Consider the following 18,243-nt stretch of genomic DNA (forward strand, 5'->3'; position numbering starts at 1 on the left):
GCGGTCCGACCTCTCCCGCAAGCGGGAGAGGTGAACCGAGCGCTCGGCTCGCATCGATTCAACCAAGTTTCATTGTACCTACCGCAGCTTCAACCTTTCCGCCGGCACTGTCATCGCTGCGACGCCCGCCATCACCAGCAGCAGGCCAAGCGCCAGGTTCGACGGCACGCTCTCGCCGAGCAGCAGCACGGAGAGCCCGACGCCGATCGGGATGCGCAAATAGCCTTGGGCGTTGGTCGTCAGCGTGCCGAGCCGGCCGAGGCAGACGTAGAACAGCATCAGGCCTAACGCGCTCGACACGATGCCCATGACGATGGTGGCCATGATCGCAGTGGGCGTCGGCTGAAGCGTCCAGGGCTGGTCGATGAGCAGCGAGGGCGGCAGCAGCACGAGGCCGCCGAACAGCAGCGAGCCGGCTGCCACCACCATCGGGTCGTATTCGGACAGGCGGAGGCCGAAGATCGTCGCAGGCAAAGGAGATGGTGGCGAGCAGGATTGCCATCTCGGCCACGATCTCGCTGCCGAAGCCGCGCAGCGCATCGAGGCCGACGATGGCGACGGTCCCGGCAAGGCCGAGGATCGCACCGGTGAGCTTCAGCAGCGTCGCCGGCTCGTGCCGCGTGATCAGCGAGGTGATCAGGAAGGCGAAGATCGGGGTGGTTGAGGCCAGCACGACCGTGTTCGAGGCCGGTACATATTGCTGCGACCAGGTGATGATCAGGAACGGGAAGGTCGAGTTGATCAATTGCTGGGTCGCGAACAGCTTCCAGGCTTTCGAGTCGGTTGGGATCCTGGTGCCGCGCATCCACAAGATCGCGAACAGGAAGGCGGCCGCGATCAACGAGCGCGCCGAGATGAAGGTGATGGGTGGGATGGTATCCAGCGCCAGCTTGGCCAGCGGATAGGTCGAGCTCCAGCAGCAGGCGAGCGCGAGCAGCAGTGCATAATCGCGCCAGCTGCGCGCACCTTTGGCGGCCATGGACGGCAACGGCGTTGATGCGGCCGCCGTCGCGCGACCCGCCTCGGATGTGCTCTGCGGCACCTTGTTCTGCTCCCCCGCGCCAAAGCGGTTGCGGGGAAGTCTGGGCGAGGGCGCGCGAAAAGGGAAGGCGTCGAGCTATGCGTTTGGCTGCGGCAGCGCCTTCCGCTTCATCCGCTTGATCGTGCCGGAAAAGGTCAGCAGCAGCCGCTCGCCGGACATCATCTTGCCGCGCAGGAAGATCAGCGAGCCGCCGGCGCGGGTGACCTCGCCGGTGCATTCGATCAGCTCGCCCTCGCGTGCCGCGTCGAGGAATTCACAGGCGAAATTGGTCGTCACCGCCCGGCTGTCCAGGACATGGGTCGCGATTGCAAACAGCGAATAGTCGGCGAAAGCCATGTAGCAGCCTCCATGGACGTTGCCGGAGCCGTTGAGGTGCTTCTTCTCGACGCGAAAGGCGCTGCGGACGCTGCCGTCCGCCTCGATCCGGTGCCAGAACGGGCCGACATGGGACTCAAAACTGTCGCGAATCCAGGTCCGCCAGCCCACAAATTCCCCCTCTGTCGCGACATGGAGGTCGGGGCGGCGCGGCGGGGGCGCTTTGGTCAATTCGTGCAAGGAAATAGGCCTTCAATTGCGGGTCTTTAGACCTTAAATCCGATCCGACCGCGCCGTGCAATTCCCGTTCCCGCGGGCGCCCCGGGCGCAAAACGTGGGACAGCGGGAAAATGCGCCATAAAGGGCTTTTCGAAGCCGTCCGATGTTCCTAAGAACGGCCAAACCGCCGCCGAAAGCCTCGAATCCATGAAGAATGAACCCAAGATCACCCCCGAACTGGTTGCCGCCCACGGGCTCAAGCCCGACGAGTACGAGCGCATCCTGAAGCTGATCGGGCGGGAGCCGACCTTTACCGAGCTCGGCATCTTTTCGGCGATGTGGAACGAGCATTGTTCGTACAAGTCCTCGCGCATCCATCTGCGCGGCCTGCCGACCAAGGCGCCCTGGGTGATCCAGGGCCCCGGCGAGAATGCCGGCGTGATCGACATCGGCGACGGCCAGGCTGTGGTCTTCAAGATGGAGAGCCACAACCATCCGAGCTATATCGAGCCGTATCAGGGCGCGACCACCGGCGTCGGCGGCATTTTGCGCGACGTCTTCACCATGGGCGCGCGCCCGATCGCCTGCCTCAATGCGCTGAGCTTCGGCGCGCCCGAGCACCCGAAGACGCGGCATCTCGTCTCCGGCGTCGTTGCGGGCGTCGGCGGCTACGGCAATTCCTTCGGCGTGCCCACGGTGGGCGGCCAGGTGCGCTTCCACACCCGCTACGACGGCAACATCCTCGTCAATGCCATGGCGGTGGGTCTCGCCGATGCCGACAAGATCTTCTATGCGGCGGCCTCCGGCGTGAATATGCCAATCGTCTATCTCGGCTCCAAGACCGGCCGCGACGGCATCCACGGCGCCTCGATGGCCTCGGCCGAGTTCGACGACAAGTCCGAGGAGAAGCGCCCGACCGTGCAGGTCGGCGATCCCTTCGCCGAGAAGCTGCTGCTCGAAGCCTGCCTTGAGATCATGGAGAAGGGCTGCGTCATCGCGATCCAGGACATGGGCGCGGCGGGCCTGACCTGCTCGGCGGTCGAGATGGGCGCCAAGGGCGACCTCGGCGTCGACCTCGACCTCGACGCGGTACCGACCCGCGAGACCGGCATGAGCGCCTACGAGATGATGCTCTCGGAGAGCCAGGAGCGCATGCTCATGGTGCTCAAGCCCGAGAAGGAGAAGGAAGCCGAGGCGATCTTCAAGAAGTGGGGCCTCGACTTCGCCGTCGTCGGCTACACCACGCCGAGCAAGCGTTTCGTGGTCAAGCATGGCGGCGATGTCATGGCCGATTTGCCGATCAAGGAGCTCGGCGACGAGGCGCCGGTCTATGACCGCCCGCACGTCCCCCCGGCTGCGCTGCCAATCGTGCATGCCCGCGACGTGCCGGCGCCGATGGGGCTCGGTGCTGCGCTGGAGAAGCTGATCGGCACGCCGGACATGTGCTCTAAGCGCTGGGTCTGGGAGCAGTACGATCACGTCATCCTCGGCAACACCATGCAGCGTCCCGGGGGCGACGCCGCCGTGGTGCGCGTGCAGGACGGGCCGAAGGGCCTCGCGCTCACCGTCGACGTCACGCCGCGCTATTGCGAGGCCGATCCGTTTGAGGGTGGCAAGCAGGCGGTCGCCGAAGCCTGGCGCAACATCACCGCGGTCGGCGGCAAGCCGCTCGCGATCACCGACAATCTCAACTTCGGCAATCCTGAAAGGCCCGAGATCATGGGCCAGTTCGTCGGCTGCCTGAAGGGCATCTCGGAAGCCTGCCGCACGCTGGACTTCCCGGTCGTGTCCGGCAACGTCTCGCTCTACAACGAGACCAACGGCCGCGCGATTCTGCCCACGCCCTCGATCGGTGGCGTCGGCCTGCTCGACGATTTCACCAAGTCGGCGTCGCTCGCCTTCAAGGCCGAGGGCGAGGCGATCCTGCTGATCGGCGAGACCCATGGTTGGCTCGGCCAGTCCGTCTATCTGCGCGACATCTGCGGCCGCGAGGAGGGTGCGCCGCCGCCGGTCGATCTCGCCGCCGAGAAGCGCAATGGCGATTGCGTGCGCGGCATGATCCATGCGGGCACCGCAACCGCCGTGCATGACCTTTCCGACGGCGGCCTCCTGATCGCGCTGGCCGAGATGGCGATGGCGGGCAACATCGGCGCCAAGCTGCTGGCGGCGCCGACCGCGCTGGTGCCGCACGCCTATTGGTTCGGCGAGGACCAGGCGCGCTATCTCGTCACCGTGCCGGAAACCGAAGCCGGCCGCGTGCTCGCCAAGATGCGCGGCTGCGAGGTGCCCTGCGTGCGGATCGGCACCACCGGCGGCGATGCGATCGCGATCGCGGGCGAGGCGCCGGTTACGATCGACACGCTGCGGGCCTCGTTTGAGCGCTGGCTGCCGGACTATATGAGCGGCAAGGCGGCGTAAGGCGCTGCCAAACACTCCGTCATTGCGAGGGGCGAAGCGACGAAGCAATCCAGACTACCTCCGCGGAGGGATTCTGGATTGCTTCGCTGCGCTCGCAATGACGAGTGGAGAGAGCCTCACAACACCTTCGACGCGCCCGGGATCTGACGCAACGCTCGCGTCAGCGCCCAGCTCGCCGCGACAGTCAGTACGAACCCGATCGTGGCCTTGACGATCGCCGGCAGGTCGTAGTCGAACAGCCAGTATTGCAGCCACAGTGCGATCGGATAGTGCACCAGGAACATGCCGAACGCGTCGCCCTGCATTGGATCGAGCAGCCTGGCTGAGCCTGATTGCTTGAATCTCTGGAAAATGGCCAGGATCAGAAACATGATGGCCACGCTGAAGACAGTGAAGCAGACGGCATAAAGCGCTTCGTACCAGTCCGGCAAAGGCGACGGGTTGCCCAGTATTTCGCGCTTGATGAAGATCAGCCCCCACAAGAGGCAATACGGAACGATCGCCAGGACCATCCAGTCCCAGCTGACCTTTGCCATGCGGCCGTCGACAGAGAGCAGCCCGCGATCCATTTGCGCAACGCCGATGCCGGCACCGAAAAAGAAATAGGTCGCGTACAGCATCACGCGCCCGTGCTGGACCGAGAACGGCCCGAACTCGAACCAACTGCTGTGTCCATAGTGGACCAGCCCGGGAATGTAGAATGCGGCGGTGACCGCCAGCATGACCGCGAAGAACACGGCGGGCCGACGCCGACCATGCAACGAGAGGCGATTGATCGGATCGAGCAGATTGGGTGACAGCCGGTACAGCAGGCAGGCCACCAGGTCGAAGGCGAACAAGACCCACAGGAACCAGATCGGCCCGCTCGGCCAGGGGCCCTTCGTGACCATATTCCACCAGAATTCCGCAAAGCCGATCTCGGGATGCTGCCGCAGGGAGATCGCGTAGTAGGCGAGCGGAATGACCGTCAGGGCGCAGATCGCGAAGGGTAAGCCAAGCCGGAGCAGGCGATCTGCCAAATAGCCCCGGACTCCCTTCCGGGCGATGCCAGACCAGGCGAACAGCCCCGACAGGAAGAAGAACATCGCCATGAAGAAACTGTCGGTGGCGAGAACGATCATGTCGAAGCCGAAGAAATAGGTCGGATCGGTATGACCGAAATAAGTATAGGGGATCACCGCGTGATGCAGCAGCACCACCAGGGTCAGAAAGGTGCGGGCGCGATCAATCGCCAAGTTGCGCACCTTGCTCTGCGGCGCGGCATGCACCTCTGCGCCGATCGTCGCTGAATGTGACATCGTCATCGCGGCCGCCCCGATCCTGGTCTCGGCTGGACTCTGCCGCCGGGAACTCGATTCAGCAAGGGCAGTTTGTTTGGTAGGTCGCCCCCGATTACCTTTAGGAACCAGTTCCTCGCAGCGATGTTAGCGTTCGCCGAAAAACAGCATAGGCCGTGAGACGCGGCAGTTCGGAGCTGGCGATGACGATCCTGAAATGGGCGCTGATCTTCCTCCTTGTCTCGATCGTGGCCGGCGTGCTCGGCTTCACCGGCATCTCGGCCGCGTCGGCCGACATCGCCCGCTTCCTGTTCTACGTCTTCGTCGTGATCTTCCTGGTGCTGCTGATATTGGGACTGACGATCTTCAGGACGTAGCTCCGCTGGTCCTTCCGGGGCGATGCGAAGCATCGAACTCCGGTGCGCACTCGCGCACCATAGTTCGCGTCTGCGACGCGCCCCGGAATGACAGTTTTCAAAACTACCCCACCTCCTCGATCTTCACCTTGTCCGGATAGAACGCCAGGTGGCCCGAAATCTCGGCCATCGCGGGGAAGGGCGTCTCGTAGGTCCAGATCGCGTTGTCCAGCGTCTTGCCGTCCGCCTTGACGCTGTAATAGTTCGCGTCCCCCTTGTAGGGGCAGTGAGTGACACGCTCGGTGCGCTCCAACAGGGCCATGTTGGCGTCCTCTCGTGGGACATATTGCACCGCCGGATATCTGGCCTCCTTCAAGGTCAGCGCCTTGCTGGTCTCGGCGATCACGATGTCGCCCGCCGTGACGCGGACGCGCCGGGGATTTCGGGTGATGGTGATCGGGTGGTCGGGCCCTGGAAGCTTCATGATTTCACGCCTTTTCGATCAATCTGCCGCGCGCGGCACTTTGTCGTGCCTTTGTCCTGATGGGATCAGGGATATAGTGCCGGAAAGCGTGACGTAGAAGGCCGTTCACGCTAAGTTTGACCTTGCCGGGGAGGGGACCCCCGGCAGCGATTCGATGATGAGACAGGAGCAAGACCCGAATGCCCATGGACGCCCACGATATCGAGGCGATGATCAAGGCAGCGATCCCCGATGCCGAGGTGACCATCCGTGACCTCGCCGGCGACGGCGACCACTATGCCGCGACCGTGATCTCGGAATCCTTCCGCGGCAAGTCGCGCGTCCAGCAGCACCAGATCGTCTACCAGTCCCTGCGCGGCCAGATGGGGGGCGTGCTGCACGCGCTGGCGCTGCAGACCGGCGTACCAGGTACCTGACGAAGCTGCACCTGACCTGACCAGCGCCACAGGGGACGATGATGGCTGCGGACAATCCGCGCGGCGCGATGTTCCGCGTCATCAGGCCGAACCAGCACAGCCGCGTCACCAATGCCGAGCTGTTCTTCGACCTCGTCTTCGTCTTTGCCGTCACCCAGGTCTCGCACACGCTGTTGCACCATTTCACGCCGCTCGGCGCGGTGCATGTCGCGGTGCTGTTTCTCGCGGTGTGGTGGGTGTGGGTCTTCACCGCCTGGGTCACCAACTGGCTCAATCCCGAGCTGACGCCGGTCCGCCTGCTGCTGTTTTCGATGATGCTGGGCGGCCTCGTGCTGTCGACCACGATCCCGACCGCCTTCGAGGGGCGTGGCCTGTGGTTCGCCCTTGCCTACGCGGCCATGCAGGTCGGACGGACCGCGTTCTGGCTGTTCGCGACGCCGGCGCACAGGACCCTGGTCCGGCACAACGCGATCCGCATCCTGGTCTGGCTCTCAGTCTCCGCCATCTTTTGGATCCTCGGCGGCCTCGCCCATGACGAGGCACGGCTGTGGTTCTGGATCGCCGCCCTGACGATCGAATACATCTCGCCCGCGGCCCGCTTCTGGGTCCCGAAGCTCGGCTTCTCCTCTGTCGAAGCCTGGGCCGTCGAAGGCGGCCACATGGCCGAGCGCTGCGCTCTCTTCGTCATCATTGCGCTCGGCGAGGCCGTCGTCGTCAATGGCGCGACCTTCGCCGCGCTGGAATGGACCGCGGCCAACATCCTGGCCTTCGTCTCGGCACTGGTCGGTGCCATCGCGATGTGGTGGGTCTATTTCCACAAGGGCGCGGAAGCCGGGTCCGAGTGGATCTCGAAGTCCACCGAATCCGGGCGCCTGGCCAGGCTCGCCTATACTTATCTGCACCTGCCGATCGTTGCCGGCATCATCCTGACGGCGGTGTCGGACGAATTGGTGTTGAAGCATCCGACCGGCCATTCCGATGTCCGCACGGTTCTGAGCACGATCGGCGGCCCGCTGGTGTTTTTGTTCGGCACTATCCTATTCAAGCACTCGGTCCGCGGCTTCCTCCAGCTTTCGCACGGCGTGGGCATCATCCTGCTATTGGCGCTGTGGTGGTTCGCAGCCGATCTGCCGCCGCTGTGGCTGTCAATGGCGACGAGCGCCATCTTGATCGTGGTGGCGGTGTGGGAGTCGGTATCGCTGGGGTCGACACCCGAGGAAGCCGAGGAGCATTGACGCCCGGCTCTTACCCCGCGACCTCCAGCGCATGCACCGAGAACATCTTCGCCGCATCCGTCCAGCTCTCGCGCACGCGCCAGCCCGCGCCCCGGGCCAGCGCGGCAAAGCGCTCGATGCTGTATTTGTAGCTGTTCTCGGTGTGGATGCTCTCGCCCGGGCGGAACGAGAAGCTGGTGCCGAGCAGGCGCACGGTCTGGCTCTTCTTGCTGATCAGGTGCATCTCGATGCGGTGCCGCTCGCGATTGTAGATCGCGCGATGGGTGAAGGCGGAGAGATCAAAATTGCCGCCGAGCTCGCGGTTGATGCGCACCAGCACATTGAGGTTGAAGCGCGCGGTGACGCCGGCCGCATCGTTATAGGCGTCGAAGAGGATCCGCTCGTCCTTCTCGAGGTCGGCGCCGATGATCATCTGCGCGCCTTTGCCGAGGATTTTGCGCGCGCTTCTCAGGAAGGCCTGCGCTTCCTGCGGCTCGAAATTGCCGATGGTCGAGCCGGGGAAGAAACCGACCTTCGGCATGGAGGCGACCGCTTTCGGCAGCTCGAACGGCGTGGTGAAATCGGCGGCCACCGGATAGATGCCGAGCGTCGGGAAATCCCGCTTCAGGCCGCTCGCCTGTGCCTTCAGGAAGTCGCCGGAAATGTCGACGGGCACATAGGCCGCGAATTTGCAATGATCGAGCAGCAGGCGCACCTTCGTGGTTGCGCCGGCGCCGAACTCGACCAGCGCGGCATGCTCCGGGATGATCTTTGCGATCTCGCTGCCGCGCTCCTTCAGGATCGCCAGCTCGGTGCGCGTCGGATAATATTCCGGCAGCTTCGTGATCGCCTCGAACAGCTCCGATCCGGTCGCGTCATAGAAATATTTCGGCGACAGCTTTTTCGGCTGCCGCGAGAGGTCCTCGATGGCCTCGCGGGCGAAAGCGGTGGTCTGCTCGTCGGGAAGATGGGCCTCGGCCAAAGCGCTGGCGTGCACATTCATGATACTCTCCTGAACGCGCTGTCCGGCGCGCATCTGTCGTCGGAATGTCTAGTCGTAATCGGCCAGCCGCAGTCCGGTGAATTGCCAGCGGTGGTGCGGATAGAAGAAGTTGCGATAGGTGATACGGCTGTGGCCTTGCGGAGTTGCAAGCGAGGAGCCGCGCAGCACCAGCTGGTTGACCATGAACTTGCCGTTGTACTCGCCGAGCGCGCCCTCGACCGCGCGATAGCCGGGGTAGGGCGCGTAGGAGCTGCGGGTCCACTGCCAGACGATGCCGAAGGCGTCGTTGAGCTGGCCGGTCCGCGCTGCGACCTCCCATTCCATCTCGGTCGGCAGGTGTTTGCCGGACCAGCGCGCGAAAGCGTCCGCCTCGTAATAGCTGACGTGGCAGACCGGCGCGTCCGGATCGACCGGCCTGAGGCCGGCCAGCGTCATGACCTGCCATGCGCCGTCGACCTCGCGCCAGTAGCCGGGGGCTTGCCAATCTTCCTGGCTGGCCGCGGCAAAGCCGTCCATCAGCCACAGGGTTGCGGTCCGGTAGCCGCCATCCTGTATGAAGGCGAGCCACTCGGCATTGGTGACCAGATTGCCGGCGACCTTGACCGGACCGACCAGGGCGCGGTGTGCCGGCTTCTCGTTGTCGAAATGAAAGCCGTCGTCGACATGGCCGACGGTGTGAATGCCTTCGTTCAGTGTGATCCAGTCATCGCCGCCGCGCGATGCGGCCGGGAAGCGCCAGTCCGGGTCATACGCCGGATAGATCGGGTTCTGCGCAAAGGCATGCAGGATGTCGGTGAACATCAGCTCCTGATGCTGCTGCTCGTGATTGAGCCCGACCTCGACCAGCGGCGCGATTGCGCGGAGCTTGTCCGCGCCGGCCTCGCGGAAGAATTTGCTAACGGCCGCATCGACGTATTTGCGATAGGCGCCGACCTCGTCAGCGCTGGGACGGGTGATGTCGCCGCGATGATTGCGGGCATGTCGCGGGCCGGCGCTGACATAGTAGGAATTGAACAGGAACGCGAAATCGGGGTGGAAGGGCCGGTAGCCGGGGGCGTGCTCGCCGAGCAGGAATTGCTCCCAGAACCAGGTCGTATGGGCTCGGTGCCATTTGGTCGGGCTGGCATCGGGCATCGACTGGATCTGCTGGTCCTCGGGCGACAGCGGCGCGGCCCGGCGTTCGGTTTCGTTGCGAACGCTGAGAAACGCCGCTTCCAGCCGCTGGGCGAGGTCGTCCTGGTGGGAGGACGGTGACGAAAGCTGGGAGGCGGCCGTGGCTGAGGCTTGTTTCGTCACGTTTTTCTCCAGACAGGACAAGAGAACGTTGTTCGCATGACCCGGTTCCATGGACAGGGTTCGTCCTAGATAGGGGCTCCGTTACGGTATGAAAGTCCTCTGCGGCGATGATATTGATGTCATCAGCCTATGGACCCGCTGGGCTCGGCACGGCCGCCAGGGGCCTGTCGCCGCCATTTTACTTTGGATGCACAACGGTTTGGGCTACATATATGGGTAGGTATCGGGTTAAATCGGCTGAGCCGGCCCGAAGCAATTGGTGAGGGCTCTGCCCCAGAAGGACACGGATATGAGCATCGCGGAATTCATCGACAATGAAGTGAAGTCGAACGACGTGGTTCTGTTCATGAAGGGGACGCCGCAATTTCCGCAGTGCGGTTTCTCCGGTCAGGTGGTCCAGATCCTCGACCATATCGGTGTCGGCTATAAGGGCCTCAACGTTCTCGAATCCGCCGAGCTGCGCAACGGCATCAAGGAATATTCGAACTGGCCGACCATCCCGCAGCTCTACGTGAAGGGCGAGTTCATCGGCGGCTGCGACATCGTCCGTGAGATGTTCCAGGCGGGCGAATTGCAGCAGCTCTTCTCCGAGAAGGGCGTCGTCGTCGCGGCCTGACACGTGACCGGGCTGACGCGCCGGATTGGCGGCGCGGAGCTCGAGGTCATCGTCGCCGATATCACCACGCTCGGCGTTGACGCCATCGTCAACGCCGCGAACACGTCGCTCCTTGGCGGGGGCGGCGTGGATGGCGCGATCCACCGGGCAGCCGGGCCCGAGCTCGTCGCCGAATGCCGCATGCTCCACGGTTGCAAGACGGGCGATGCGAAGATCACCAGGGGCTATCGGCTCAAGGCCGCGCATGTGATCCACACCGTCGGTCCGGTTTGGAATGGCGGCACGCTCGGCGAGGACGATCTGCTCGCCTCCTGCTATCGGCGGTCTATGGAGCTTTGCGGGAAGCACAAGCTGATCTCGGTGGCATTTCCCGCGATTTCGACCGGCATCTATCGCTTTCCTGCCGACCGGGCGGCCGATATCGCCGTGCGCACGACGGTCGAAGGGCTGGCTTTGGCGCCAACCGTCGCTCGCGTCGTGTTCTGCTGCTTCTCCGAGCCGAGCGCCAGGCTCCATGCCGAGGCGCTCGCGCGACACGGCGGCCCTTGTGCCGATTGAGCCGGTCGGTACACTCCAGCGCGCCATGTTCGGGGAGGGGATATGATTTCACGATTTGGACTGCGTGTGCTCGCCTGCGGAGCATTGATGTCGCTTGCCGCGATGTCGCTGGCGCGCGCGGAGGGCACCTACGAGATTCCGGCCGGCGCGCATTTCAACCAGGACAAGCTCGCCAAAATCACCGAGTTCTTCAAGAACGAGGTCGCGACCGGCAAGATCGCCGGTGCAAACGTGCTGATCCAGCAGCATGGCAAGCCGGTCTATCACGAAGTCTTCGGCGTTCAGGACGTAATCAGCAAGGCCCCGATCACGGACAAGACCATCTTCCGCCTGTTCTCGATGACCAAGGCGATCACGGCGGTGGTCGCGATGCAATTGGTCGAGGACGGCAAGATCAAGCTGGACGATCCCGTCTCGAAATACATTCCCTCCTTCGCCAATGTGAAGGTCGGCGTCGAGAAGAAGGCCGAGGACGGTACGAAGTCGCTCGAGCTGGTGCCGCCGAAGCGGGCGATGACCGTGCACGATCTCATGACGCACACCTCGGGCATCACCTACGGCTTCTACGGCGACAGCCTGGTCCGCAAGGCCTATCGCGAGGCGAATATCTATGCCGGCGACTTCGATCTGGCCGAGTTCGCCGAACGCATCGCCAAGCTGCCGTTGCACAACCAGCCTGGCGCGCTCTGGCAATACGGCCACTCGACCGACGTGCTGGCGCGTGTGATGGAGGTCGCCGCCGGCAAGCCGCTGATCGACATCATGCGCGAGAAGCTGCTCGATCCTCTCGGCATGGTCGACACCGGCTTCTTGGTCACGGACCCCGAGAAGCAGAAGCTTCTGGCCCAACCGCTGCCGAACGATTCGGATTTCCGCGTCGGCCGCATCAATGATCCGACGGTCGTCAAGAAAATCCAGTTCGCCAGCGGCGGCATGTTCACGACCATGGCGGATTACAAGCGCTTTTCGCAGATGCTGCTCAATGGCGGCAGTCTCGACGGCAAGACCATCCTCAAGCCCGAGACGTTCAAGTTGATGACGACCGATCAGGTCGGCCCCGACTCCGGCGTCGAGCGCGACTATTTCTATTTCCCCGGCGACGGTTTCGGCTTCGGCCTCGGGCTTGCGGTCCGCACCGATCCCGGCAACGCCAAGCCGCCGCCGCCCGGCAACCTCGGCGAACTCAAGTGGGACGGCGCCTCCGGCTGCTATTTCGTGATCGATCCCAAGCAGGACATGTTCTTCGTGCTGCTGGAGCAGACCCCGAGCGAGCGCCAGCGCGTGCAGCGGACATTGAAGCAGCTGGTTTATGAAGCCATGGAGAAGTGACATGAACGGGCGCCGCGCGCTCTTCGCGGCGCTCGTCCTTTTGTTCGGCATCGTAGGTGCGCGGGCGGGCTCAGAGGGCCGCGCGCACAGCTTCACGCCCGAAGGCCTGGCAAAAGTCTCCGACTACATCAGGAACGAGATCGCGACCGGCAAATTTCCGGGGGCGATATTGCTGCTCCAGCAACACGGCAAGCCGGTCTACTACGAGAATTTCGGCGTCCGCGATGTCGCGACCGAACTTTCGATGAGCGCGGATACGATCTTCCGCCTCTATTCGATGACCAAGCCGATCACCTCAGTCCTGGCGATGATGCTGGTCGAGGAGGGTAAGCTTGCGATCAGCGATCCTGTCTCGAAATACATTCCGGCCTTTGCCGGCATGAAGGTCGGCGTCGAGAAGAAGGCCGAGGACAACAAGGTCTCGCTGGAGCTTGACCCGCTCAAACGCCCGGTGACGATCGAGGATTTGATGCGGCATACCGCGGGGATTCCTTACGGCTATTATGGCGGGGACCTGGTGAACAAGCTCTATGCCGATGCCGGACTATTCGACAAGAATTCGACCAATGCCGAACTCGTCGCGAAGATCACCGCGCTGCCGCTCGCCGAGCAGCCCGGCACGATCTGGGACTACGGCCATTCCACCGACGTGCTCGGGCGCATCATCGAGGTGATCTCAGGGACATCGCTGTTCGAGTTCGCGAAGAAGCGGCTGCTCGACCCACTCGGGATGAAGGACACGGCGTTCTACGTCGCCGATCCCGCCAAATGGCCGCGCATCGCCGAGCCGATGCCGCACGATCGGGCGATCAGCCCGATCACGCAGGTTCGCGATATCAGGAAGCCGCTGCGATGGGAGTCGGGCGGCGGCGGCCTCGTCGGCACGGTCGGCGACTATGCGCGCTTCTCACAAATGCTGCTCAATGGCGGCACGCTTGAAGGTCGACGCTACCTGAAGCCGGAAACCATCGCCTTGATGGCGTCGGATCATATCGGCCCCCAAACCCGCGTCGAGCGCGACAAGCACTACTATCCGGGTGAGACCAGCGGCTACGGCCTCGGCTTCGCCGTACGTACCTCGGTGCCGCCGGGCACGAAATGGCCGCTTGGCGAATATCGCTGGGACGGCGTTGCCGGCACCTTCTTCTTCATCGATCCTGAAGACGACCTGTTCGGAATCTTCATGGTGCAGACCCCATCCCAGCGCGGCCGGATCCAGCTCGAGCTGAAGACGCTGATCTATCAGGCGATGGGGCGGTAGACTCTCGTTTTGACGCGTTTTCTTTACGCGAACCGGTAACCACTTCGCTCGAAAACGCTCTGATTACGCCCCGCGCACGATCTCGCGCACGTATCCGATCGTCTCCTCGATCTGGCTCGCATTGACGTCCAGATGGGTGCAGGCGCGGATGCGGCCGTCCATCATCGCGAGCGTCACGCCGCGCTGACGGAGGGCTGAGACCATCTTGTCGCCGGGAATGCCGGCGCCGTCGGGGTTGAAGAACACGAGATTGGTCTCGGGCTCCTGCACCTCGATGCCTGAGATCTGCGACAATCCGCGGGCGAGCGCACGCGCATTGGCGTGGTCGTCGGCCAGGCGCTCGACGTTGTGGTCGAGCGCGTAGATGCAGGCCGCGGCGCAGATGCCGGCCTGCCGCATCGAGCCGCCGAGCCGCTGCTTCCACTGCCAGACCGCGTCGATGAAGGCGCGCGAGCCTGCAAGCACGCCGCCGATCGGCGCGCCCAGGCCCTTGGAGAAGTCGATCCAGGCCGAGTCCCAGCCCGCGGTCATGTCGCGTGGCGAGATGCCGCTCGCAACCGTGGCGTTGAGCAGGCGCGCGCCGTCCATATGGGTGACGAGGCCGTGCTGCCTGGCGATCGCGACGATCTCGTCGAGCACCGCCTTCTTCCAGATCGTGCCGCCGCCGATATTGGCGGTCTGCTCGACGCTGACGACGGTCTGCGGCGGCTGGTAGCGCGTGCGCGGATGCAGCGCCTTGCGAAGAGTCTCCGGCGTGAACTGGCCATCGGGGCCCTTGAGCTGGGTGACCTGGAAGCCGCCGATCGCTGCATGCGCGCCGCCTTCGCGCGCGATGATGTGCGCGGTCTCATGCGCGAGGATCTCGTCGCCGGGGCGGCAATGCACCAGCGTCGCGGTGACGTTGCACATCGTGCCGGAGGGCATGTAGACCGCAGCCTCCTTGCCGAGCAGATCGGCCACGCGTTCGCACAGCGCGTTCACGGTCGGATCGTCGCCGACCTGCTCGTCCCCGACCTCCGCCCGCGCCATCGCCTCGCGCATCCCTGCCGTCGGCTTGGTCTGCGTGTCCGAGAGCAGATTGATGCGGACAGGTGGCGCCTTGGGATCGAGAGGGGGAGGGGTGTAGAGCATCACAGACCGTGCTTTTTCCACATGGCGCGAACTTCATCGGCAGTGGCTAATTCGCCGCGGGCGATTTCAGCCTCTGCTTCTGCCAGGTCGGCCTCTTCTGTTGGTGTTAGCTGGAAGGGAGGCCGATCATCAATCTCGTTGAGGGGGTCGCAGAGAAGACGCGTCATGATCAGCTCCAAGATGCGATTATAGCACAACTGGATCGCGACTTGGGAATCGCCGGCTCAAACAAAAAGGCCCCGGAAAACCGGGGCCTTTGAGCTTGGATTGTGGAGCTTATCAGCGCGAATAGAATTCGACGACCAGATGCGGCTCCATCTGCACCGGGAACGGCACGTCGGAGAGGCCGGGGATGCGGGTGTACTTCGCGGTCATCTTGCCGTGGTCGACTTCGAGATAGTCCGGGACCTCGCGCTCGGGCAGCTGGCTGGCTTCGAGGACGTGGGCGAGCTGCTTGGAGCTTTCCTTGACCTCGACAACGTCGCCGACCTTGAGCTGATAGCTCGAGATGTTGACCTTGCGGCCGTTCACCTTGACGTGGCCGTGGTTGATGAACTGGCGTGCGGCGAAGATCGTGGAGACGAACTTGGCGCGGTACACGACCGCGTCGAGACGACGCTCCAGCAGGCCGATCAGGTTCTCGCCGGTGTCGCCCTTGAGGCGGCTCGCCTCGACATAGATGCCGTGGAACTGACGCTCGCTGATGTTGGCGTAATAGCCCTTCAGCTTCTGCTTGGCGCGCAGCTGCACGCCGAAGTCGGAGAGCTTGCCCTTGCGGCGCTGGCCATGCTGGCCAGGGCCGTACTCCCTGCGGTTGACGGGGCTCTTCGGGCGGCCCCAGATGTTCTGGCCCATACGGCGATCGATCTTGTACTTCGCCTCACTGCGCTTAGTCATCGCGTCCTCTTCAGGTCATGGTTTGAGGAAACGCGCCCTCCTGTGTGACGGGATGATCCCGCCACCGACAGGTCCGATCCCCAAAGCTTAAGGGAGAGGACCACGGGTCGCGAAACGCTTCGCGGGCCGAAACCGGCCCGCGAGCAGGCGGCTTTTAGGGGAGTTTGGGGTTGGCTGTCAATTCTTTAGCCTGTCATTCCGGGGCGGTGCGGAGCACCGAACCATGGTGCGCTGTTGCGCACCTGAGAATCTCGAGGTTCGGGGTCTGGTCCTTCGGACCATCCCGGAATGACCGTGCTTACGGCCTGACCGCCCGGACCGGCTTTGACCCCGCCGCCCGCAATTCGGCAGCAATTTCAGTGTTCAGGACCTGTTCCAGCCGGGTCAGGACCCGCGCGATCGGGGCGGCGTCGGTGACGCGGTGGTCCCAGCGGATCACGACATGAATGGTCTGGTCCGGCTCGACCAGCCCATAGCTCAGGACAAAGGGGCCCGGCGTGATCGGGTGGAGCTCGCCGCCGCCGTAGGCAGCCACCGAGCTCACCCCGAAGCTGCCGAACCAGTTGCCGCGCTGACGGCCGAAATTCAGACCGACGGCCCAGGACAGGCGCCGCAATGGCAGCGGCAGGCGGGTCGCCCGCATGATCTTGCGGAACATCGGGACGTCCTCGATCGGAGCCGTCTTGCCGCGTCGGATTTCTGCATCGACGGCTGCAAGCGAAAGGGCCTCGGGACCTGCGATCCGCTGCGGCAGAACGCATTCCTCACCATCATCGACCCGCGCGATCGCGACCGTCGCCACGCTCTTCGGCAGCTCATAAAGGGCCGGCCAGGGCCATTTGCTGTAAACGGTCCGAAGGATCGGCTCGTCCTTTGCAACCAGGGCGAAAGCCTTGACGAACGTCGCGGCCCAGCCGGCTGGCGCGGCCGCGTCCGCGCGGGCCTCCAGCAGGGGGCGGATATTGAGCGAACGGGCCAGTGAAACGAAAGGTACGCCCATCGAGGCGTGCATGAGGTCGCAGATCAGACGGCGCCGCAGCGAAATGGTCTTGGGCGTCCCGCGCATAAGCCTCCGGTTCCAAAATCGAAGATGAAAATATGTGCAGCGAGCCGGGGGCCCGCCCGCTCGCTCTAGCATGAACCAACCCGCTTGGGGCCGGTCGGTTCGCCGCATCAGGGCGCCGGTGAGGCCAGCGGCTTGGTCTTGTCGACCACGTAAATCCCAAGCACTTTCATAGCCTTGTCGCCGTGAGCCTTGGCGTCGTGCACGACGCCCGCCGGGATCTGGTAGGAATCGCCGGCTTTCAGGGTTTTCTCCGGCTGCCCCTCGATGAGCAGATTCAGCTCGCCTTCGAGAACGTAGCCGGTCTCGATTCCCGGATGGGTGTGGCGTCCGGCCGAGCCGCCCGCCGGGATTTCCGCGATGGCCGTGATGGTATTGTAGCCATCTGGAAATTCGACCTTCTGGAGCGGGGTGCGCTTGATGCCGGGCTGCTGGGCCAAGGCGGCAACGGCAAGGCTGGTGAACGCAACGGCGAGCAACGTCTTTTTCAGCATGATTTTCCTCCCTGGAGCCGCTGACCCTAGCAGCGTCGCAGGTCCGGGCAAGGCGATGCGTGATCTAGCGCTTGATACCGTCGAACGCGGACATGATGCCGCGCTGGAACAGCGACCAGTCGAAGCCCAGCGCGATCGCGCGGTAGCCGCGGTCGATCAGCGCGTTGGCCTGGTCGGCGCTGCGCGCCACACCGCCGATCGGCACGCCGCTTTTGAGGATGCCGGCCTCGGCGCGCGCGATCAGGTCCAGCAATTGCGGATCGTCCATCTGGCCGCGCTTGTTGATGGAGGTGGCGAGATCGCCGGGACCGATCACCGCGACGTCGATGCCGGGTGTTGCCATGATCTCGTCGATGCGATCGACCGCGTCGACGTGCTCGATCGTGATCATGCAGATCATCTCGTCGTCGGCAGAGGCCATGTAATCAGGCATTGACTGGCCCCAGCGGAACGGCGCGTGGAAGGGACCCCAGAGCCGGTCGCCACGCGGCGGGTAGCGCACGCTGCGCACCGCTTTCTCGGCATCGGCGCGGCTCGTGATCATGGGGAAGTTGATGCCGAATGCACCGATGTCCATCGGCGCTTTCGCCAGCCACGGCTCGTTGGCGGCGATCCGCACCAAGGGCGTGCACGGCGTGCCCGTGGTCGCGGCGATCATCGCGTGTGCTTCGGTCAACCCGATCGGTCCATGCTCAAGATCGACGATGATCCAGTCGAGCGAGCGCGCCATGATCTGCACCATCTGCACGCTCGGGATGGTCGCGATCGCACCGAAGGCGGGGCGCCCCTCGCGCCAGAGCTGGCGGAGACGGTTGAGTGGCGTGGACGGTACCGACATGGGGGCCTGCCGCTAG

19 protein-coding genes and 1 pseudogene are annotated in these 18,243 nt (G+C 64.0%); 8 read left to right on the forward strand and 12 right to left on the reverse strand.

The genetic code is table 11. From position 1 onward, the window contains the following. Positions 1-78: 78 nt before the first annotated feature. Positions 79-1,042 (reverse strand): annotated as a pseudogene (locus HZZ16_RS21615) (DMT family transporter). A gap of 75 nt (positions 1,043-1,117) precedes the next feature. Further along, positions 1,118-1,597, reverse strand: coding sequence for a PaaI family thioesterase (locus HZZ16_RS21620; RefSeq protein ID WP_025037294.1), 480 nt, complete (start codon positions 1,595-1,597; stop codon positions 1,118-1,120). Between the two features lie 186 nt (positions 1,598-1,783). On the opposite strand from HZZ16_RS21620, the gene purL reads away from it, so the two are divergent. Further along, positions 1,784-3,994, forward strand: coding sequence for a phosphoribosylformylglycinamidine synthase subunit PurL (purL, locus tag HZZ16_RS21625; RefSeq protein ID WP_197951470.1), 2,211 nt, complete (start codon positions 1,784-1,786; stop codon positions 3,992-3,994). Between the two features lie 116 nt (positions 3,995-4,110). Here purL and HZZ16_RS21630 read toward each other — a convergent pair whose 3' ends face one another. Further along, a complete protein-coding gene (locus tag HZZ16_RS21630; protein WP_197951472.1) occupies positions 4,111-5,298 on the reverse strand; it encodes an acyltransferase family protein in 1,188 nt (395 codons plus the stop codon). A gap of 176 nt (positions 5,299-5,474) precedes the next feature. Here HZZ16_RS21630 and HZZ16_RS21635 point away from each other — a divergent pair, with 176 nt between their 5' ends. After that, positions 5,475-5,648 (forward strand): DUF1328 domain-containing protein, encoded by a 174-nt coding sequence (locus HZZ16_RS21635; RefSeq protein WP_197951474.1) that lies wholly within the window; start codon positions 5,475-5,477, stop codon positions 5,646-5,648. A gap of 103 nt (positions 5,649-5,751) precedes the next feature. Here the strand turns inward: HZZ16_RS21635 and HZZ16_RS21640 are convergent, their stop codons facing one another. After that, positions 5,752-6,111 carry a DUF427 domain-containing protein gene (locus HZZ16_RS21640; RefSeq protein WP_197951477.1) on the reverse strand — a complete coding sequence of 120 codons (360 nt, stop codon included), beginning with the start codon at positions 6,109-6,111 and terminating at the stop codon, positions 5,752-5,754. Between the two features lie 179 nt (positions 6,112-6,290). On the opposite strand from HZZ16_RS21640, the gene HZZ16_RS21645 reads away from it, so the two are divergent. Both HZZ16_RS21645 and HZZ16_RS21650 read left to right on the forward strand, forming a co-directional pair. Further along, positions 6,291-6,527 carry a BolA family protein gene (locus HZZ16_RS21645; protein ID WP_011088461.1) on the forward strand — a complete coding sequence of 79 codons (237 nt, stop codon included), beginning with the start codon at positions 6,291-6,293 and terminating at the stop codon, positions 6,525-6,527. Between the two features lie 41 nt (positions 6,528-6,568). Next, positions 6,569-7,762 carry a low temperature requirement protein A gene (locus tag HZZ16_RS21650; RefSeq protein WP_197951479.1) on the forward strand — a complete coding sequence of 398 codons (1,194 nt, stop codon included), beginning with the start codon at positions 6,569-6,571 and terminating at the stop codon, positions 7,760-7,762. Between the two features lie 10 nt (positions 7,763-7,772). Here the strand turns inward: HZZ16_RS21650 and egtD are convergent, their stop codons facing one another. Both egtD and egtB read right to left on the reverse strand, forming a co-directional pair. Beyond that, a complete protein-coding gene (gene egtD, locus HZZ16_RS21655) occupies positions 7,773-8,744 on the reverse strand; it encodes an L-histidine N(alpha)-methyltransferase (protein ID WP_197951481.1) in 972 nt (323 codons plus the stop codon). Between the two features lie 48 nt (positions 8,745-8,792). Further along, entirely contained in the window at positions 8,793-10,091 is a 1,299-nt protein-coding gene (gene egtB, locus HZZ16_RS21660; protein WP_197951483.1) for an ergothioneine biosynthesis protein EgtB, read from the reverse strand. Positions 10,092-10,329: 238 nt separating this feature from the next. On the opposite strand from egtB, the gene grxD reads away from it, so the two are divergent. From grxD to HZZ16_RS21680, 4 genes are read left to right on the forward strand one after another with little or no spacing between them, the layout of a single operon-like run. Continuing rightward, positions 10,330-10,656, forward strand: coding sequence for a Grx4 family monothiol glutaredoxin (gene grxD / locus HZZ16_RS21665; protein WP_018647423.1), 327 nt, complete (start codon positions 10,330-10,332; stop codon positions 10,654-10,656). Between the two features lie 3 nt (positions 10,657-10,659). Next, positions 10,660-11,214, forward strand: a complete 555-nt coding sequence (locus HZZ16_RS21670; RefSeq protein ID WP_197951485.1) for an O-acetyl-ADP-ribose deacetylase — start codon at positions 10,660-10,662, stop codon at positions 11,212-11,214. A 42-nt stretch (positions 11,215-11,256) separates the two neighbouring features. Beyond that, entirely contained in the window at positions 11,257-12,543 is a 1,287-nt protein-coding gene (locus HZZ16_RS21675; protein WP_197951487.1) for a serine hydrolase domain-containing protein, read from the forward strand. Position 12,544: 1 nt separating this feature from the next. Further along, a complete protein-coding gene (locus HZZ16_RS21680; protein ID WP_197951489.1) occupies positions 12,545-13,804 on the forward strand; it encodes a serine hydrolase domain-containing protein in 1,260 nt (419 codons plus the stop codon). Between the two features lie 63 nt (positions 13,805-13,867). Here the strand turns inward: HZZ16_RS21680 and HZZ16_RS21685 are convergent, their stop codons facing one another. From HZZ16_RS21685 to HZZ16_RS21710, 6 genes are all read right to left on the reverse strand, one after another. Next, positions 13,868-14,935: a threonine aldolase family protein gene (locus HZZ16_RS21685; RefSeq protein ID WP_197951491.1), complete on the reverse strand. Its 1,068-nt coding sequence runs from the start codon at positions 14,933-14,935 to the stop codon at positions 13,868-13,870. Continuing rightward, positions 14,935-15,102, reverse strand: a complete 168-nt coding sequence (locus tag HZZ16_RS21690) for a hypothetical protein (RefSeq protein WP_197951493.1) — start codon at positions 15,100-15,102, stop codon at positions 14,935-14,937. The genes HZZ16_RS21685 and HZZ16_RS21690 overlap by 1 nt, the downstream gene beginning before the upstream one ends. 112 nt (positions 15,103-15,214) lie before the next feature. Further along, positions 15,215-15,832 carry a 30S ribosomal protein S4 gene (gene rpsD, locus HZZ16_RS21695; RefSeq protein ID WP_122402498.1) on the reverse strand — a complete coding sequence of 206 codons (618 nt, stop codon included), beginning with the start codon at positions 15,830-15,832 and terminating at the stop codon, positions 15,215-15,217. Between the two features lie 298 nt (positions 15,833-16,130). Beyond that, complete coding sequence (locus tag HZZ16_RS21700; RefSeq protein ID WP_197951495.1) at positions 16,131-16,898, reverse strand: acyltransferase; 768 nt, start codon at positions 16,896-16,898, stop codon at positions 16,131-16,133. 107 nt (positions 16,899-17,005) lie between these two features. Next, positions 17,006-17,389: a cupin domain-containing protein gene (locus HZZ16_RS21705; RefSeq protein WP_197951497.1), complete on the reverse strand. Its 384-nt coding sequence runs from the start codon at positions 17,387-17,389 to the stop codon at positions 17,006-17,008. A 64-nt stretch (positions 17,390-17,453) separates the two neighbouring features. Beyond that, positions 17,454-18,227, reverse strand: a complete 774-nt coding sequence (locus tag HZZ16_RS21710) for an HpcH/HpaI aldolase family protein (RefSeq protein WP_197951499.1) — start codon at positions 18,225-18,227, stop codon at positions 17,454-17,456. Positions 18,228-18,243 lie beyond the last annotated feature (16 nt).

The sequence above is a fragment of the Bradyrhizobium glycinis genome, from assembly GCF_016031655.1.
GTDB classification, from domain to species: Bacteria; Pseudomonadota; Alphaproteobacteria; order Rhizobiales; family Xanthobacteraceae; genus Bradyrhizobium; species Bradyrhizobium glycinis.

Bases quoted from the DNA above. Each gene is read 5' to 3' on its own strand.
- purL (WP_197951470.1), top strand. From the start codon at position 1,784: ATGAAGAATGAACCCAAGATCACCCCCGAACTGGTTGCCGCCCACGGG.
- HZZ16_RS21630 (WP_197951472.1), bottom strand. From the start codon at position 5,298: ATGACGATGTCACATTCAGCGACGATCGGCGCAGAGGTGCATGCCGCG.
- HZZ16_RS21635 (WP_197951474.1), top strand. From the start codon at position 5,475: ATGACGATCCTGAAATGGGCGCTGATCTTCCTCCTTGTCTCGATCGTG.
- HZZ16_RS21640 (WP_197951477.1), bottom strand. From the start codon at position 6,111: ATGAAGCTTCCAGGGCCCGACCACCCGATCACCATCACCCGAAATCCC.
- HZZ16_RS21645 (WP_011088461.1), top strand. From the start codon at position 6,291: ATGCCCATGGACGCCCACGATATCGAGGCGATGATCAAGGCAGCGATC.
- HZZ16_RS21650 (WP_197951479.1), top strand. From the start codon at position 6,569: ATGGCTGCGGACAATCCGCGCGGCGCGATGTTCCGCGTCATCAGGCCG.
- egtD (WP_197951481.1), bottom strand. From the start codon at position 8,744: ATGAATGTGCACGCCAGCGCTTTGGCCGAGGCCCATCTTCCCGACGAG.
- egtB (WP_197951483.1), bottom strand. From the start codon at position 10,091: ATGGAACCGGGTCATGCGAACAACGTTCTCTTGTCCTGTCTGGAGAAA.
- grxD (WP_018647423.1), top strand. From the start codon at position 10,330: ATGAGCATCGCGGAATTCATCGACAATGAAGTGAAGTCGAACGACGTG.
- HZZ16_RS21675 (WP_197951487.1), top strand. From the start codon at position 11,257: ATGATTTCACGATTTGGACTGCGTGTGCTCGCCTGCGGAGCATTGATG.
- HZZ16_RS21680 (WP_197951489.1), top strand. From the start codon at position 12,545: ATGAACGGGCGCCGCGCGCTCTTCGCGGCGCTCGTCCTTTTGTTCGGC.
- HZZ16_RS21685 (WP_197951491.1), bottom strand. From the start codon at position 14,935: ATGCTCTACACCCCTCCCCCTCTCGATCCCAAGGCGCCACCTGTCCGC.
- HZZ16_RS21690 (WP_197951493.1), bottom strand. From the start codon at position 15,102: ATGACGCGTCTTCTCTGCGACCCCCTCAACGAGATTGATGATCGGCCT.
- rpsD (WP_122402498.1), bottom strand. From the start codon at position 15,832: ATGACTAAGCGCAGTGAGGCGAAGTACAAGATCGATCGCCGTATGGGC.
- HZZ16_RS21700 (WP_197951495.1), bottom strand. From the start codon at position 16,898: ATGCGCGGGACGCCCAAGACCATTTCGCTGCGGCGCCGTCTGATCTGC.
- HZZ16_RS21705 (WP_197951497.1), bottom strand. From the start codon at position 17,389: ATGCTGAAAAAGACGTTGCTCGCCGTTGCGTTCACCAGCCTTGCCGTT.
- HZZ16_RS21710 (WP_197951499.1), bottom strand. From the start codon at position 18,227: ATGTCGGTACCGTCCACGCCACTCAACCGTCTCCGCCAGCTCTGGCGC.